We start from the raw sequence: 16,011 nt of genomic DNA, 5'->3' as shown, positions 1-16,011 counted from the left end.
CATTCCTTAAATATCCCATATTCTCTAGTCAGTAGGGATGATCACATCAGAAAATGGGATAATTTATTTTTGGGTATTATCCAATGTCTTTACAAATAACAGACTCATTAGTGACTCTGGCATCGACTAACTTAGAAAAGCTAGTTAAATTTTATACTGATATCCTCAGCCAACAACCGATTAAATATATTCCCAATGTATATGCAGAATTTCAACTGCCAGGTGTTAAAATCGGAATCTTCAAACCAAAACCGACACACCAAGCCGAATTTACCAACGCAACCCAGAGTAAAATGAGTTTATGCTTAGAAGTAAAAAATTTGGAAAATGCGATCGCACATCTAACTGACTTAGGCTACCCCCCAACCGGAGAAATTACCACAGCATCCCACGGACAAGAAATATATATTCACGATATCGACGGTAATCGGATTATATTACATCAAGGGAATTAGAAAATATGATTAATAAATTTTAAAGATGAAATTTAAAGATTAAGCTTAAAGATTATATTTATAATTCCCCCTTTCCCCCTTACCCAAATAAATCATGGGATTAACCCAAAACTATAAATTAAACGTTATCCAGTGGTATCCCGGACATATCGCCAAAGCTGAAAAAAAACTAAAAGAGCAACTAAAGGTTGTCGATGTAGTTCTAGAAGTACGTGACGCACGCATTCCGATGTCAACCCACCATCCGCAATTATTCGACTGGATTGGCAATAAATCACGGGTACTCGTACTTAACCGCTTGGATATGATTTCGCCACAGGTTCGTCATGTCTGGACAGATTGGTTTAAACAAAATAATGAAGTGCCTTATTACACCAATGCCAAGCAAGGGCAATGTATCGAAGCACTGGCAAAAGCCGCACAAGATGCAGGAATAGAACTAAATCAACGTCGTAAAAGTCGCGGAATGTTACCTCGTCCTGTCCGTGCTGTTGTGATTGGATTTCCCAACGTAGGGAAATCAGCTTTAATTAACCGCTTGTTAGGAAAGCGTGTAGTCGAGAGCGCTGCACGTCCGGGGGTTACTCGTTCCTTACGCTGGGTGAGAATTTCCGACCAATTAGAATTACTCGATTCACCTGGCATAATCCCTTTAAGATTGGAAAATCAAGATGCTGCGGTCAAATTAGCGATTTGCGATGATATCGGCAATGCTTCCTATGATAATCAGTTAATTGCGTCTGCATTTGTAGATACTATTATTTATTTAGAAGCAGTAGCGTCTAATTTGTTACCCAAAAATCTTTTAAAAAACCGTTACAATTTTGGTTCTAGTGACTATACAGGTGAAGCATACCTTCATGCACTAGCAGAATATCGTTACAATGGGGATATTGAACGTACTGCTCGTCAATTACTTACTGATTTTCGCAAAGGTTTATTAGGTAAAATTCCCTTAGAAATACCATCTCAATTTGCCAATGAACACCAAGAAATCAATTAATTTTCCATAATTTCGTTTCCTCGTTTCTAGCCTCTGGCTGGAAATGCCAATTAGGAGGCTCCAGCCTCCAGTTATATCATGAGGTAGGAGCCTCGTAGACATTCGCAGGGGGTAGGGCTTTCACCTTAGAGTGTTCCAAGTAAAAAAGTGCCCAATTGTCATGCTGAATGGAGCGAAGCGCAATGAAGCATCTCTGTCTATTACATAGCGACTCAGGATCAACAGTTGGATCATTTATTTCTTGGATTACTCTTAAGTTGACACCAATCGGTTTTACCGCTCTTCCCCATGATATTCTTAAATTCGGGAATACCGATAAATAAATTTCCCCAAATTCTTGTACTTTAATTAATTAATTAATTAATTAATTCACTTTTACTTAATAAAGCGGTTCGTGCTTGTAAAAGCAAAGCGGTACAAGCTGTAAAAAACATTCCAAAAGCTAAATTTATAAAGCTGAGACTTTTGCCATTGAGATGAATTAAAATACTTTCAACTATTAATGAAGGGAATAAAATGCCGATGGCAAGAATAATTCGATTCAAATTAAACTTGCGTTTAGCAATAATACTAAGAAGTGCCAAGCATAATCCCAATGGGAGAAAAGTCACTGCATAGGAAAAAATCTTTTGGTTATTTGGTAATAATTCTAGCAAATTAAATTTATAAACATTGTCATATTTATCGACATATACATTAATTATCCCTTTCGAGTAAGTAATTACAATTCTATGATTATTAGTATCTGAAAACACCTTTGGAACACTGATATTAATATCTGAACCATTTTGTCCTGTTATTGGTGTTCGCAAGCGTAATTGCAAATCCTGTTTCTCTTGTCCAATAGTTAAATTACGGTGCAAACTATCACCAGAAAGTGAAATAATTCGCGCTGGACCAGTTTGATTAGAATTTGCAGAAGCGATAGTTGTAATTATTGTAAACTCCGAGGTTTCACCAATCTTTTGATTGACAAATTTTGCAGATTCTGAACTTTTCAACCAACTATTGGGAGTTAAAATAATACCTTTCTCTGTATCCCTATTTTCTAGTTTTGGTAATTCTCCTTGCCATAGTAAATCTGGAAGTTTCCCAGTTTTATCTCGATAATTGTTGTTTCCATTCAAATCATAATTAGCAATCAAAAAGTCTTGATTCTTAAACAAATAATTTTGATTAGTCAGTATTAGTTTTACCTGATTATTAGAAACGATCTCATCAATAAAAGATATTTGGGAAATATATCCCTGCCAAGGTCGATTTCCAGTAGTTTCATTCCCTAAAATCAGGGGAAAATTGGCATTCCATTCCCTCAAGCTAATGTTATTTTGCCAGGACATCCCAATCGCAAAAGTTAGTAATATATATCCAGTAAACAAAATGATAATTTTCTTGTTAGAATTACTAAAATAGCTATTTTCTATACTACCAATAATATTGCTAAAGCTACGAGAATCATACAGGTAAAAACATCCTAATCCCACAAAAGTACCAATGGAATTATTCAGAATATCAGCAGGTGTTGGACTGCGAGAAGGGAGAAATGATTGCAACAACTCAACTGAAAAGGATAAACTCGCACCTGCAATTATGACCAGTATTATTTGCAGAAATGCCTTTACTTTATTGCGTTGAAAAATGCTGGCTATTCCAAATCCCAAAGGCATAAATAATAAAACATTATTTATCTGGTCATTGAAAAAACTGGTATTATCAAAACTAGTAAATATTGTACTAATAGAAAAGTTTTGGGGAATAGAAAAATTAAAAGGATAAAGAGTTGCGATCGCCACAATTATAATACTAGCAATTACGAGCAATTTATCACTTGCAAATCCAAACAGATATTTGGGAACAGAGGTATTGTTATTTCTCATAAAACCTAAAATTGAAAAATTAACTAAAAACTAACTATTGATATCTCATATCATCTTGACTTCTGGGAGAAGTTACAAATTTAAAAAGCTACTCACTAAAAAATTCATTACATATCAGGCTTTTGAAAATCCCATTTAACCAATTTCCTAATTTCAGGGAACTGAGTTGAGTTTATACTCAAAACTTTTCCATTATTCTCTACCATCATTTAGTTGTACATAATTTTCCCCATAAGCAAATAAAGAGTGGGTAAACTTCCCGTAAAGAATAAGCAAATACTCCTTATATCCATAGAAATATGAATATAAACATGTGAACTTGAGTGTGGGAACTTACAAACACTATCTCAGACAAACTTTTGTTATACTTAAGTAATAATACTTAGGCTTTTTCCCCATCGACGAACCGTATCCAGGAAAATTAAATCATTTTCATTATTTTCAGCCTTGCGATCGCGGAATTTGATTGCGACAATATTATGTGCTTGATATTACTAAGTTGCCGTCAATTTACTAGGAGTATGATTAAGAAGCAATGAAGGGTTAACCACTAAGCAAATTATGGAGCAAATAAGGATTCTAGCACCCTTCTGGGAGGTCACTAATTACGTAAACCCATGACTGAACTGAAACTGCGTCTAAAGGAGGGAAGTAACGACAAAGTTGTCAATGTACCAGAAGGCACATTTACGATTGGTCGTTTGCCTGAATGTGAGTTGTACTTGCCGTTTGGAGGCATTTCTCGATACCATGCTCGTTTGTTGAAAATACCAGAAGGACAATGGATTATTGAAGATTTGGGTAGCAAAAATGGTACCCACGTCAACAACCAGCTAGTAACGGCAGCACAACCACTTTGTCATGGTGATGTCATTTGGCTGGGTAATATTAGCTTGCAAGTCATTCTCAAGGAGGATATTCAGCCTTTAACATTAGCAAAATCCCCAGGTATAGAACAACGCACGATTTTGCGGAATGTTCAGCAGTTGCAGGAACGTTGGATTGAAGCTGAAGGAAAAGAAGGTAGTACTAAAAATAAAGATAAAACTATTGCTCGTCTCAAAGATTTAGTCGATATCGCTAAAAATCTTTCGGCAGCAGCATCGATTGAAGAAATATTTTTACAAGTTAAAAAAGTTGTATTTCGCTATTTAAATAGTATTGACCGTTTAGCGTTATTAATTAATGTCAAAGATGGTGGAAAATTAGAATTAATCAGTGCTGCTGCTAGAAGTAAGTATGAACAAAAGGATTTGGCTGCTGATGGTAGTTGGATTAGTAGTAGTATTTGTCAAAAGGTATTTGCCGAGAAGGTGGCAATTCAAATTGCTGATGCTCAAAAAGATGAGAGATTTGCTAGTGAACATAGTATTTTAGCTAATGATATTCGCAGTGCAATGGCTGTACCTTTGTGGGATGAAAATAAAGTTGTTGGTGTTTTATATGCTGACGCGCATCTTTCGTCGTACCATTGGGAAGAGGCTGGAGAACAAGAATTAAGTTTTTTTTCTGCACTAGCAAATATTGTGGCATCAAGCGTTCAACGTTGGTTATTAGCTGAGAAATTAAAAAGCGAAGAAATCATTCGTCAGCGTTTAGAAAGATATCATTCACCAGCAGTTGTTCAGCAGTTAATTGAGCTTGGTGCTTTACCTGATGGACGTTTGCCACCTAAGGAATGTGAAATAAGTATTTTGTTTGCCGATATTGTCGGATTTACCGCTATTTCTGAACGTTTAACACCAACGGAAATAGCCGAAATGTTAAATAAATTGTTTGAAGAAATGCTGCAAGAGGTTTTTACCTATGGTGGCACTTTAGATAAATATATTGGTGATTGTATTATGACTTTTTTTGGCGCACCGGAACCGCAACCTGACCATGCAGATAGGGCAGTTGCCGCAGCACAAGCAATGTTAATTCGTTTGGAGAATTTGAATGCAAAGAATTTTTGGCATCAACCTTTGCAATTAAGGATTGGGATTAATAGTGGAAAAGCGGTTGTTGGTGATGTTGGCAGTTCCCAAAGGGTTGAATATACGGCTTTGGGGGCAACAATTAATCTGGCTTCGCGTTTAGAAAGTGTTTGTCCTCCAGGTGAATGTGTGGTGAGTGAAACAACTTATCAAATATTAAAGTCTAATTCGGCATTTTATGAAATGGGGGAATATCGATTTAAAGGAATCGATCGATTAGTTAAGGTTTATCAAACTAAAATGCATGGTTAATTGGTAGTGTGTGAGGGTTTTGAGATTGTTTTTTAAACGCAGAGGAACGCGGAGTATTGGTTTAATATCTACTTAATGACTCTTCGTATTTTCTATTCCTTTATGGGTTAGGGATATGGAGTCATTGTTGTGATATTTGAACTTATGGGTACTTAGGAATAAGGAAAATACTACAATTTAATTAAAGTAGCTATTCAATAAATTTTTGCTATAACCAATAAGTGTTAACTAAAAAATCGATGCTACCTTCAAGGTGTATTTTACGGGAGGTCGGGTAATGGCGATCGCGACTATCAATCCTGCTACAGGGGAATTGCTCAAATCCTTTGAGGCACTCAATGATACGGAGATTTCGACCAAATTAGATTTGGCTCAACAAGCTTTTGAAGGGTATCGTCAAACCAACTTGGAAGTGCGATCGCGTTTCCTCAATCAAGCAGCAGATATTTTGGAACAGGATAAATCTGTTTTTGCCAAAATTATGACGCTGGAAATGGGCAAAACCTATCAAAGTGCTGTTGCTGAAGTCGAAAAATGCGCTTTAGTTTGTCGCTACTATGCCGAACATGCACCCCAATTTCTCGCCGATGTACCTGTGTCTACGGATGCTAGTAATAGCTTTGTAAAATACCAACCATTGGGGATTATTCTCGCCGTTATGCCGTGGAATTTCCCATTTTGGCAAGTTTTTCGCTTTGCGGCTCCCGCACTCATGGCGGGGAATGTGGGTATATTAAAACATGCCTCGAATGTACCCCAATGTGCCCTTGCAATTGAAGAAATTTTCCTCAAAGCAGGTTTTCCCCAGGGTGTATTTCAAACATTCCTCGTTGGTGCAGCAAAGGTTGCCGATATCATCGCCGATGATAGAGTTAAAGCAGCAACCCTCACAGGTAGCGAACCTGCGGGAATGGCTCTGGCAGCAAATGCCGGAAAACAAATCAAAAAAGTCGTTCTTGAACTCGGAGGTAGTGACCCTTTTATTGTCCTCCCCAGTGCGGACATCGAAACCGCAGCTGCGATCGCAGTTAATGCCAGGTTGTTAAATAATGGACAATCCTGTATTGCTGCCAAACGCTTTATTATTGCTGAGTCGGTTGCAGATAAATTTGAAAAATTATTCTTAGAAAAATTCCAGGCATTAAAAATTGGCGATCCGATGTTACCAGAAACTAATATTGGACCCCTGGCAACACCAGATATTCTCCAAGAATTAGATGCACAGGTAAAAACTGCTGTTAATGGTGGGGGCAAAATCTTAATTGGGGGAGACATTTCCCAATTAAATATGCAACATGGTAACTTCTATCCACCCACCATACTTACAAACATATCCCCAGACAAAGACATTGCCAAAGAAGAATTTTTTGGTCCCGTGGCAATGATATTTCGCGTTCCCGACATCGACACTGCGATCGCGATCGCTAATTCTACCCCCTTTGGGTTAGGTGCGAGTGCTTGGACAACCGATATCAACGAACAACAACGGCTAATTAATGAAATCGAAGCAGGTGCTGTTTTTATTAATAGTATGGTGAAATCCGACCCCCGCTTACCTTTCGGTGGCATCAAACGTTCCGGTTATGGTCGCGAACTCAGCATACAGGGGATACATGAGTTTGTAAATGTTAAAACAGTGTGGGTTAAATGAAAATAGTTAGGAATTGAGAGTTAGGAGTTATCAATTAAGAGGTGATTATTAATTCTTCACTCCTCATTCCTTATTCCTAACCCCTAATACCATTTTAATATGAAGATGCATATAAAGAACCCCACCCCCTACCCCGTTAGCGGGGAGGGGGAGTAATGAATTAAATCTTGTTCCCTCCTCGCAAGCGGGGAGGGTATCCTACGGGAAGTCGCTCCGCGTCTATAGGGTGGGGTAAAATTCTATGCAGCTTCACAAAAAATTGGTATAACTAAAAATTTTATTTGGTGAGATACATGAATACAGCAGAATTATTAGTAAAATGTCTAGAGAATGAAGGTGTACAGTATGTTTTCGGACTCCCCGGAGAAGAAAATTTAGATGTTTTAGAAGCACTCAAACATTCCTCAATTCGATTTATTACCACCCGTCACGAACAAGGTGCTGCCTTTATGGCAGATGTTTACGGTCGTCTCACAGGTAAAGCTGGGGTGTGTCTATCTACACTTGGTCCCGGTGCGACTAACTTAATGACAGGGGTTGCTGATGCGAACCTAGATGGTGCGCCATTAGTAGCAATTACCGGACAAGTGGGAACAGACCGGATGCATATCGAATCCCATCAATACCTGGACTTAGTAGCAATGTTTTCCCCTGTGACTAAGTGGAGTAAACAAATTGTCCGACCGAGCATTACACCCGAATTAGTACGCAAAGCCTTTAAGCGATCGCAATCGGAAAAACCTGGTGCAGTTCACATCGACTTACCAGAAAATATCGCCGCAATGCCTGTCGAAGGGCAACCGCTACGCATTGACAAACCAGAAAAAAGCTTTGCCTCATTTGCCAGTATTCGCGCTGCTGCGGGGGTAATTTCCCAAGCGACAAACCCGATTATCTTGGTTGGTAATGGGGCAATTCGCGCCCAAGCTAGCGATGCTGTCACCCAATTTGCCACCCAATTAAATATCCCCACTGCCAATACTTTCATGGGCAAAGGTGTAATTCCCTATACCCATCCCCTAGCACTTTGGGCTGTCGGTTTGCAACAACGGGACTTTGTAAGCTGCGGTTTTGATAACACCGACTTAGTAATTGCGATCGGTTACGATTTAATCGAATTTTCGCCGAAAAAGTGGAATAAAGAGGGTAATATTCCTATTATTCATATTGCGGCTAGTCCTGCTGAAATTGACAGCAGTTATATACCCACAGTCGAAGTCGTTGGGGATATTTCAGATTCCTTATTTGAAATATTGAAAGTCGCTGACAGAAAAGGAAAACCCGAACCCTATGCCATTAGTCTGCGGGCAAATATTCGTTCCAACTACGAAGAATATTCTAAAGACGATGAATTCCCAATTAAACCGCAAAAGCTGATTTACGACTTACGGCAAGTTATGGGACCAGATGATATTGTTATATCTGATGTTGGGGCACATAAAATGTGGATTGCCCGACACTATCATTGCAATAGCCCAAATACTTGTATAATTTCCAATGGATTTGCAGCGATGGGAATTGCCATACCTGGAGCTTTAGCTGCGAAATTAGTCCATCCTAATCGTAAAGTTGTAGCGGTAACGGGGGATGGTGGTTTTATGATGAACTGCCAGGAGTTGGAGACTGCATTGAGGGTAGGAACTCCATTTGTGACGCTAGTATTTAATGATGGTGGTTATGGCTTAATTGAGTGGAAGCAAGAAAATCATTTTGGTAAAGGGAACTCATCGTTTGTACACTTCAATAATCCTGACTTCGTTAAATTTGCTGAGAGCATGGGTTTAAAAGGATATAAAGTTAATTCTGCTGCCGAGTTAATTCCCGTTCTTAAAGAAGCATTAAATCAAGATGTTCCTACGGTGATTGATTGTCCTGTCGATTATCGCGAGAATTGGCGATTTTCCCAGAAAGCAGGTGAGTTGAATTGTGCGGTGTAGATAGTAGATATTTCCGGAAATATGTAGAGACGTAGCAATGCTACATCTCTACAAAGGTTCTGGGTAAAGAAGTGTTTTGTAAGGAGTGTGACCCCTGATTTGCCTCGTCTCGGCATGACTGTAGCCTGGGCAAACAAGTAATGGAAAAACATGGAGCGTACTGAACTGGCTTGTGATGCTTACTGAGGGAACACGAAAAAATAAATTCTCCACAATTGTAGGGGTGGGGTTCTTTTATTTGGGTTAATCTGAGTACTTGTGTGTACACCGTAGGTTGAATGGGGGGGAACCCGTCAATAAATTTGCTTTGCATAATTCTGATGAATTATCTCACGCAGAGGCGCAGAGAGGATAAGGAATGAGGATTTAATAACCTACAACTTTCGATTTGATTTGGAATGTTGCGTTACGCTGCGCTAACACACCCTACTTTTGATACTTTTGCACTTTATTTAATCCGCGTTCCTAAGGGGTTTGAGATTTCAAGACATCAAATTTCATCCGATGATATGGCTAACGCCAAGCTGCGCTAACAGTAACGCCTATGATTTCAGTAATCCGGAAAAAAGAAAAAAAGAAAAAAAGATTTTATACAAATTTATTTTTCTATTTAACGTGTATACACGTACTCTAATTAAACATACTCAGATTATTAGCGTGGATATTAGGTTGAATTCACTATATCTTCACGTATAGATAAGGTTTTGTTTATGATTTCTATACGTAAATATCATAGATTAATTTTATACTGGTCTTAACCTGGAAATTATACATTTTAAAGATAATGTTCATTGATAGCCGTAATTTACCAAAAGACGAAGTTATTCAAACAGAAGTATGCATTATTGGTGGTGGACCAGCAGGAATTACATTAGCAAGAGAGTTTATTGGGCAAGACTTTCGAGTTTGCTTATTAGAAAGTGGTGGATTGGAATTTGATGAAAAGACCCAATCTCTGAGTGATGGAAAAACAGTTGGCGATCGCTTTGCAAACTTGCGAGATATGCGTCACCGTCAATTTGGTGGACATGCAAATGCCTGGAACGTTAGAATATATCACAATGAACAGCGACTTGGCGTTAGATATATGCCATTTGATGAAGTGGATTTTGAAAAGCGCGATTGCCTGCCACATAGTGGTTGGTGTTTGAGTCGATCGGAACTGAATCCCTTCTATAAACGTGCCCATACAGTTTGTCAACTTGGTGATTTTGCTTACGATGCCGATAGCTGGTCAGATAATACATCTCCTCGATTACCCTTCACAAGCGACCGTATAACGACTGAAATGTTCCAGTTTGGTCCCCGTGATATTTACACTAATGAATATCGCCAGGAAATCAATCAGTCTCCAAATATTACGACCTATCTGAATGCAAATGTGGTCGAGATTGAAACTGACGCAACAGCCCAGAATACTGAGCGTGTTCATGTTGCTTGTCTGAATGGGAACAGATTTTCAGTTGTTGCCAAAATCTTTATCCTTGCCACAAATGGGATCGAAAATGCCCGTCTGTTACTCCTATCTAACCGCGTTCAAAAGAATGGATTAGGCAATCAGAATGATGTTGTCGGTAGATTCTTTATGGATCATCCGCTTGTTCGCTCTGGGATGTTCTTTCCGGAAAATCCAGAAATATTTAATTCAACAAGTCTATATGACCTCCGTCAGGTAAATAAGATACCAGTGATGGGGAAACTAAAACTAAGCGAAGAAGTTATCCGACGCGAACAACTGCTAAACATGAGTTTTATCCTGTTCCCCAGAGATGAAGACTATCGTTCTGTAGCAAAAAGTTCGATGAAAACTTTATTCAAGTCACTGCGTTCGGGAAAACTTCCGGAGAAAGCTTTTCACCACTTTAGTAATGTAGTTACAAAGGCTGATAAACTTGCGATTGATTGGTACAAGTATCACCTCAAAAAAGAACCTTGCTTTCCTGATTTGGCTTTTGGAGGATGGTCGAATATGACAGGAAACAAGCGCAGATATGTTAAATTTGAAGTCATGAGCCAAACTGAACAAGCTCCAAACCCCGATAACCGGGTTATCCTGGGTCAAAAACTTGATTTGCTTGGTTGTCCTCAAGCACAGTTAAATTTCCGTTGGAATCAAATAGATACTGATAGTATCAAGCGATCGCAACTAATCTTGAAAGAGGAAATTGCTCGTGCTGGGTTAGGACACTTAGAGATTGAACGGAATGGAGAGCTTCCAGATGTGACAAACCCTAGTACCCATCACAACATGGGAACAACCCGTATGCATGATGATCCAAAACAAGGAGTTGTTGATATCAATTGCCAAGTTCATGGAAATTCAAATTTATTCATTGTCGGAGGTTCTGTTTTCCCCACAGGAGGATATGCAAATCCAACCCTAACAGTTATTGCTTTAGCACTCCGGTTAGCGGATCGAGTAAAAACTCAGTTTTCGGCTCCTTCTCGGCAACTACAGGCATCTTCCCTCAGTGAAGTACATCTGTAATACCCAGATTGTTAGAAGCGGTTAAAGTGATAGAGAAAGTTAAGTTTGCTTATCTATGTCAATTAGTTTACTTATTGTTATTCTTCTTGCCTTTTACCTCGCTTTTAACTTGGGTGCCAATGATGTTGCGAATGCAATGGGAACTTCCGTTGGTTCCAAAGCGGTGACATTGAAACAAGCTTTAATTATTGCAGGGATATTAGAATTTACAGGTGCAGTCTTATTTGGACATGAAGTTACAGAAACATTAGCCACAAATATTATTAATCCCGCATTATTTAGCAATGCACCGCAATTACTGCTAATGGGAATGGTTTCGGTGTTGATAGCTTGTGGATTGTGGTTGCAAATTGCGACTTTGCGGGGTTTACCAGTTTCATCTTCCCATGCTGTTGTTGGCGCGATCGCAGGATTTAGCTGGGTAGCTTTGGGTATAAATGCGATCGCTTGGTCATCTATTGGTTTAATTACGCTGGGATGGATTATTACACCATTAATTAGTGGTGCGATCGCAGCTTTATTTTATAGTCAAATTCAACGTTGGATTTTAAAGCAGGAAAATCAAGTTGCACAATTAAATGAATGGATACCTTGGTTAAGTACAGCATTAATTGGTATTTTTGGTGTACTTGTTTTGCCAACTTTGACCCATCCCATTACGGAATTATTAATTGCAAAAACTGGTTTAATTATACCAGCCCATGATATTAGTTTATTAACGGGTGGTTTTGCTGTATTTGGACTAACTATTTATAGCTGGAGACAATTGGCAGTAGGGGAAAAAAGTAAGCAATCAATCGAAAAAGTCTTTGGAAAATATCAATTACTGAGTGCTTGTTTTGTCGCATTTGCACATGGTTCCAATGATGTCGGCAATGCGATCGCGCCTTTGGCAACTATTACCTATATTATCAAAAATCACGTTGTACCTGTTGGTGAGATTGATATCCCCCTATGGATTTTGGTTCTTGGTGCTGGGGGTATTGTTACAGGTTTGGCGGTTTTGGGTAAAAAGGTGATTGCGACGATTGGTGAAAATATTATTTCTTTGCAACCAAGTAGTGGTTTTTGTGCCGAACTTGCCACAGCAACTACGATTTTGATTGCATCACGTTTTGGTTTGCCTGTTTCTACTTCTCATGCACTCGTTGGTAGTGTGGTAGGGATTGGTTTGGTACAAGATTTAAAGTCGGTAAAATTTGCCACTTTGAAGAATATTGCTATTGCTTGGGTGGTTACTGTTCCTGTGAGTGCGGGTTTGAGTGCAATTATTTTTCAAGTCTTGAAATTTGTATTTGGTATATGAATCAGAGACAAAATCTTACGTCTGTTCTATGAAAGCAAACTCAAACTTTACCAGTGTTTAGGAATACAAGAATATTGGGTTGTGGATGTCAATGCTTTCATTCTGACAAAAAACACAAGTAATATTATTGAACAATCCGTGCTATTAATTCTACTCTAAACGGCTAATAATTAAACTTTTACCATCAGCACAAAATTGCAAATATTCTCTGCGTAGCTTTGCGCTTCTCTCTGCGAACCTCTGCGTTTAAAAGCCAAACTCCAAGCCATTTTTAGTATTAAGAGTGAACTACTCAGACTTACCTACGGAACCGAGTCTGAGCTTCCCAATTCATCGGGAATAGCCTCTAAAAATTCGTAGTTTTTTTTTGGTCTGACATTCCCTCCAAGGGCAGGAGTCCTGGTTCCCAAGACCCAAATTTTTCTCTTGCGACATATACCTATTAGCTTGGTTTTCGCTGTCTTGAAAAGTTTTGTGGAAGGAGACCTTCTCCGCAAACTTTTCGCTTGCGGCATTGATGGTCAAGGCATTATATATCCTATCAGAAATTTTTGGGGATTCGTCATACATCCAGAATTTGTTTTTACTGTGTAAAAAAAATCAATTCCAGATGTAATCCTTATTCCCCGCTCACAATACCTACCATTAGAGTACATTGAAGGTGGGGAATAGGAACGACTCGTTAAATCAATTACCTCGTCCATCAATCAAACCATTAGCAATACGTTCAGCTTCATTAATAGGAATCGCAAAACCCAAACCTTGGGCACCTTGAATAATTGCCGTATTCATCCCAATCACTTGTCCCCGTTGGTTTAATAAAGGTCCCCCAGAATTACCAGGATTAATTGCAGCATCGGTTTGAATAAAACTTGCTGTTTGAGTTCCCCCTGCACCTAGGGAACGACCCGATCGTCCAGTACCACTAATAATCCCCACCGTAACCGAATTATCTAAACCCAGTGGACTACCAATCGCGATCGCCCATTCTCCAGGTCTAAGTCTATCAGAATTTCCAATACTTACGGTGGGTAAATTTCCCTCTCGAACCCTCACAACGGCAACATCCATACTTCTATCTTCACCCAATACCCTACCAGCAATTCGGCGACCATTTTTTAAAGTCACTGTCACCCGATCTGCACCATCAACTACATGGGCATTGGTGAGAATTAAACCACTTGCACTAATAATAAATCCCGAACCCGTTCCCCGTGCCACACGACGACTAAAATCACCATCAGAACTATCTATTGTACGGCTTGAGTCAATTCTCACCACCGCAGGACCAGTTCGTTCCACTGCATTGGCGATAAAATTATTATCAAGATTACGCCTATTACCCCGAACTGATGGTGATTCCGTGGTGGGGATATCCGAAGTAATTCCCCTACTGGGCACTGTTTGCGTACTCGCAATAAGTGCGATCGCGCCGATTGATATCAGAGCAATAATAACAAGAGGATTTTTAAAAGATAGGTTCGCAGACATTGTTAAGCATGGTTAATGGTCAGAGGCAATGATTAATGGTTAATGGCGCACATTTATCTATTGGCTAACCACGAACCATTAACAAGAACCATTACCTATTAACTATTAACCAATAATCAATAACTATAAACTGTTAACCATTAACGAATTTACCCTCAAACCAACGCTTGATGGTGTTTGGGCTATTTTATCAAAGTTGTACCGTTACACAAAAAAATAATATAAACCACAGCGAATTTGTCAAGCTGTAGTTCTTTGGGCAAAACGCAGCTTCGATCTGGGTATTCCTCTGGTTTAAGCTAAAAAGTACTTAAATAATAAATTAAGGCAGGCAGGGATGCCCACCCCACAAGAAGTATAATAATTTAGATTATATGATTTAAATGCGAAACAGCTTATCAAGTTTTATTTGATGCTGGATATATTCGTTAGAGACAAAATTAGAAACAATACCTCGTCTGTTTAAGGCTGGGTTGAGCATAGAAAAAATTGCAGAAGCACTTGAGCTAGATATTGATATTGTGCGTAAAGTTACTAATAAGCAAAACTAATAAGAAAACTGCGATCGCACTTCTAAACCAATCCTTGCAAAAATAGCGATCGCATTCCCAAAGCAACCTTAATCAAAACTGCAATACTAACTTTCTTTTGAAAGGCATATTTATCATAAGCTAACAACAGATGCTTACAGTGGTGAATTTTTGAGCAATGAAAACGGACACAATTTTTTATACTCTTTTACAAAATCTTCCCAGCGTTTTATTTGAACTGTTAGAACAATCTCCAACACTGGCTTTACGCTATGATTTTTCTTCTGTAGAAGTTAAGGAACTAGCACGACGTATTGATGGAGTGTTTTTACCTAAAGCTGACTTTCTAGAGGAACCAATTTATTTTGTCGAGGTACAGTTTCAGCCAGATGAGGATTTATATTGGAGATTAATTACTGAAGCTGCTGTTTATTTAAATCAGTATAAACCACAGCGAACTTGTCAAGCCGTTGTTCTATGGGCAAAACGCAGCTTCGATCCGGGTATTCCTCTGGTTTATCAAACTTTGTTTGATGCTGGATATATTCGTATAATTTATTTAGATGAGTTAGCTGAAGATTCTGCTTCTTCGATCGGTTTAGGAATTATCAAGCTGGTAGTTGCATCTGAAGCTGAAGCAGAACAACAAGCAAGAAACTTGATAAATCGAGTACAACAAGCAGATACAGCAAACCGTCGCAACCTTCTAGAATTAGTAGAAAGGATGCTAGTTTACAAATTCTCTTCCTATAGTCGTCAGGAGTTAGAAGCAATGTTTGGTTTAAGTGAATGGAAGCAAACCCGTTTTTATCAAGAAGTGAGGGAAGAAACAAGGCAAGAATTGAAGGAAGAAGTTAAGGAAGAAGTTAAGGAAGAGACAAAATTGGAAACAATACCTCGTCTGTTTAAGGCTGGGTTGAGCATAGAAAAAATTGCAGAAGCACTTGAGCTAGATATTGATATTGTGCGTAAAGTTACTAATAAGCAAAACTAATAAGAAAACTGCGATCGCATCTCTAAACCAACCCTTACAAAATCGCATCTC

At 38.8% G+C, this 16,011-nt stretch carries 10 protein-coding genes; 8 read left to right on the top strand and 2 right to left on the bottom strand.

Annotation, left to right across the window (positions count from 1 at the left end):
• Positions 1–83: 83 nt before the first annotated feature.
• Together CK510_RS05120 and ylqF are read left to right on the top strand one after the other, a co-directional pair.
• Positions 84–455 (top strand): VOC family protein, encoded by a 372-nt coding sequence (locus CK510_RS05120; RefSeq protein ID WP_095720673.1) that lies wholly within the window; start codon positions 84–86, stop codon positions 453–455.
• Positions 456–549: 94 nt separating this feature from the next.
• On the top strand, positions 550–1,458 hold the full coding sequence (gene ylqF / locus CK510_RS05115) for a ribosome biogenesis GTPase YlqF (protein ID WP_095720672.1): 909 nt from the start codon (positions 550–552) through the stop codon (positions 1,456–1,458).
• A gap of 356 nt (positions 1,459–1,814) precedes the next feature.
• On the opposite strand, the gene CK510_RS05110 is transcribed toward ylqF, so the two are convergent.
• Positions 1,815–3,335, bottom strand: a complete 1,521-nt coding sequence (locus CK510_RS05110; RefSeq protein ID WP_095720671.1) for a VanZ family protein — start codon at positions 3,333–3,335, stop codon at positions 1,815–1,817.
• Between the two features lie 617 nt (positions 3,336–3,952).
• Between CK510_RS05110 and CK510_RS05105 the strand changes: the two genes are divergently transcribed.
• The 5 genes from CK510_RS05105 (at position 3,953) to CK510_RS05085 (ending at position 12,945) form a co-directional block, all read left to right on the top strand.
• On the top strand, positions 3,953–5,563 hold the full coding sequence (locus tag CK510_RS05105) for an adenylate/guanylate cyclase domain-containing protein (protein WP_095720670.1): 1,611 nt from the start codon (positions 3,953–3,955) through the stop codon (positions 5,561–5,563).
• Positions 5,564–5,840: 277 nt separating this feature from the next.
• Positions 5,841–7,214 carry an NAD-dependent succinate-semialdehyde dehydrogenase gene (locus tag CK510_RS05100; RefSeq protein ID WP_095720669.1) on the top strand — a complete coding sequence of 458 codons (1,374 nt, stop codon included), beginning with the start codon at positions 5,841–5,843 and terminating at the stop codon, positions 7,212–7,214.
• 293 nt (positions 7,215–7,507) lie between these two features.
• Positions 7,508–9,151 (top strand): acetolactate synthase large subunit, encoded by a 1,644-nt coding sequence (locus tag CK510_RS05095; RefSeq protein WP_095720668.1) that lies wholly within the window; start codon positions 7,508–7,510, stop codon positions 9,149–9,151.
• 784 nt (positions 9,152–9,935) lie between these two features.
• Positions 9,936–11,639 (top strand): GMC oxidoreductase, encoded by a 1,704-nt coding sequence (locus tag CK510_RS05090; protein ID WP_095720667.1) that lies wholly within the window; start codon positions 9,936–9,938, stop codon positions 11,637–11,639.
• A gap of 55 nt (positions 11,640–11,694) precedes the next feature.
• Positions 11,695–12,945 (top strand): inorganic phosphate transporter, encoded by a 1,251-nt coding sequence (locus CK510_RS05085; RefSeq protein ID WP_095720666.1) that lies wholly within the window; start codon positions 11,695–11,697, stop codon positions 12,943–12,945.
• Positions 12,946–13,632: 687 nt separating this feature from the next.
• Here CK510_RS05085 and CK510_RS05075 read toward each other — a convergent pair.
• Positions 13,633–14,436 (bottom strand): trypsin-like peptidase domain-containing protein, encoded by an 804-nt coding sequence (locus tag CK510_RS05075; protein ID WP_095720664.1) that lies wholly within the window; start codon positions 14,434–14,436, stop codon positions 13,633–13,635.
• A gap of 708 nt (positions 14,437–15,144) precedes the next feature.
• On the opposite strand from CK510_RS05075, the gene CK510_RS05070 reads away from it, so the two are divergent.
• The gene (locus tag CK510_RS05070; protein ID WP_095720663.1) at positions 15,145–15,960 is read left to right on the top strand and encodes an Rpn family recombination-promoting nuclease/putative transposase; all 816 of its coding nucleotides are present in this window, start codon (positions 15,145–15,147) and stop codon (positions 15,958–15,960) included.
• Positions 15,961–16,011: the final 51 nt, after the last annotated feature.

It is taken from the genome of Brunnivagina elsteri CCALA 953, assembly GCF_002289455.1.
GTDB lineage: Bacteria > Cyanobacteriota > Cyanobacteriia > Cyanobacteriales > Nostocaceae > Brunnivagina > Brunnivagina elsteri.
This window is presented reverse-complemented; position numbering and strand designations above follow the sequence as displayed.

Bases quoted from the DNA above. Each gene is read 5' to 3' on its own strand.
- CK510_RS05105 (WP_095720670.1), top strand. From the start codon at position 3,953: ATGACTGAACTGAAACTGCGTCTAAAGGAGGGAAGTAACGACAAAGTT.
- ylqF (WP_095720672.1), top strand. From the start codon at position 550: ATGGGATTAACCCAAAACTATAAATTAAACGTTATCCAGTGGTATCCC.
- CK510_RS05090 (WP_095720667.1), top strand. From the start codon at position 9,936: ATGTTCATTGATAGCCGTAATTTACCAAAAGACGAAGTTATTCAAACA.
- CK510_RS05120 (WP_095720673.1), top strand. From the start codon at position 84: ATGTCTTTACAAATAACAGACTCATTAGTGACTCTGGCATCGACTAAC.
- CK510_RS05070 (WP_095720663.1), top strand. From the start codon at position 15,145: ATGAAAACGGACACAATTTTTTATACTCTTTTACAAAATCTTCCCAGC.
- CK510_RS05100 (WP_095720669.1), top strand. From the start codon at position 5,841: ATGGCGATCGCGACTATCAATCCTGCTACAGGGGAATTGCTCAAATCC.
- CK510_RS05095 (WP_095720668.1), top strand. From the start codon at position 7,508: ATGAATACAGCAGAATTATTAGTAAAATGTCTAGAGAATGAAGGTGTA.
- CK510_RS05075 (WP_095720664.1), bottom strand. From the start codon at position 14,436: ATGTCTGCGAACCTATCTTTTAAAAATCCTCTTGTTATTATTGCTCTG.
- CK510_RS05110 (WP_095720671.1), bottom strand. From the start codon at position 3,335: ATGAGAAATAACAATACCTCTGTTCCCAAATATCTGTTTGGATTTGCA.
- CK510_RS05085 (WP_095720666.1), top strand. From the start codon at position 11,695: ATGTCAATTAGTTTACTTATTGTTATTCTTCTTGCCTTTTACCTCGCT.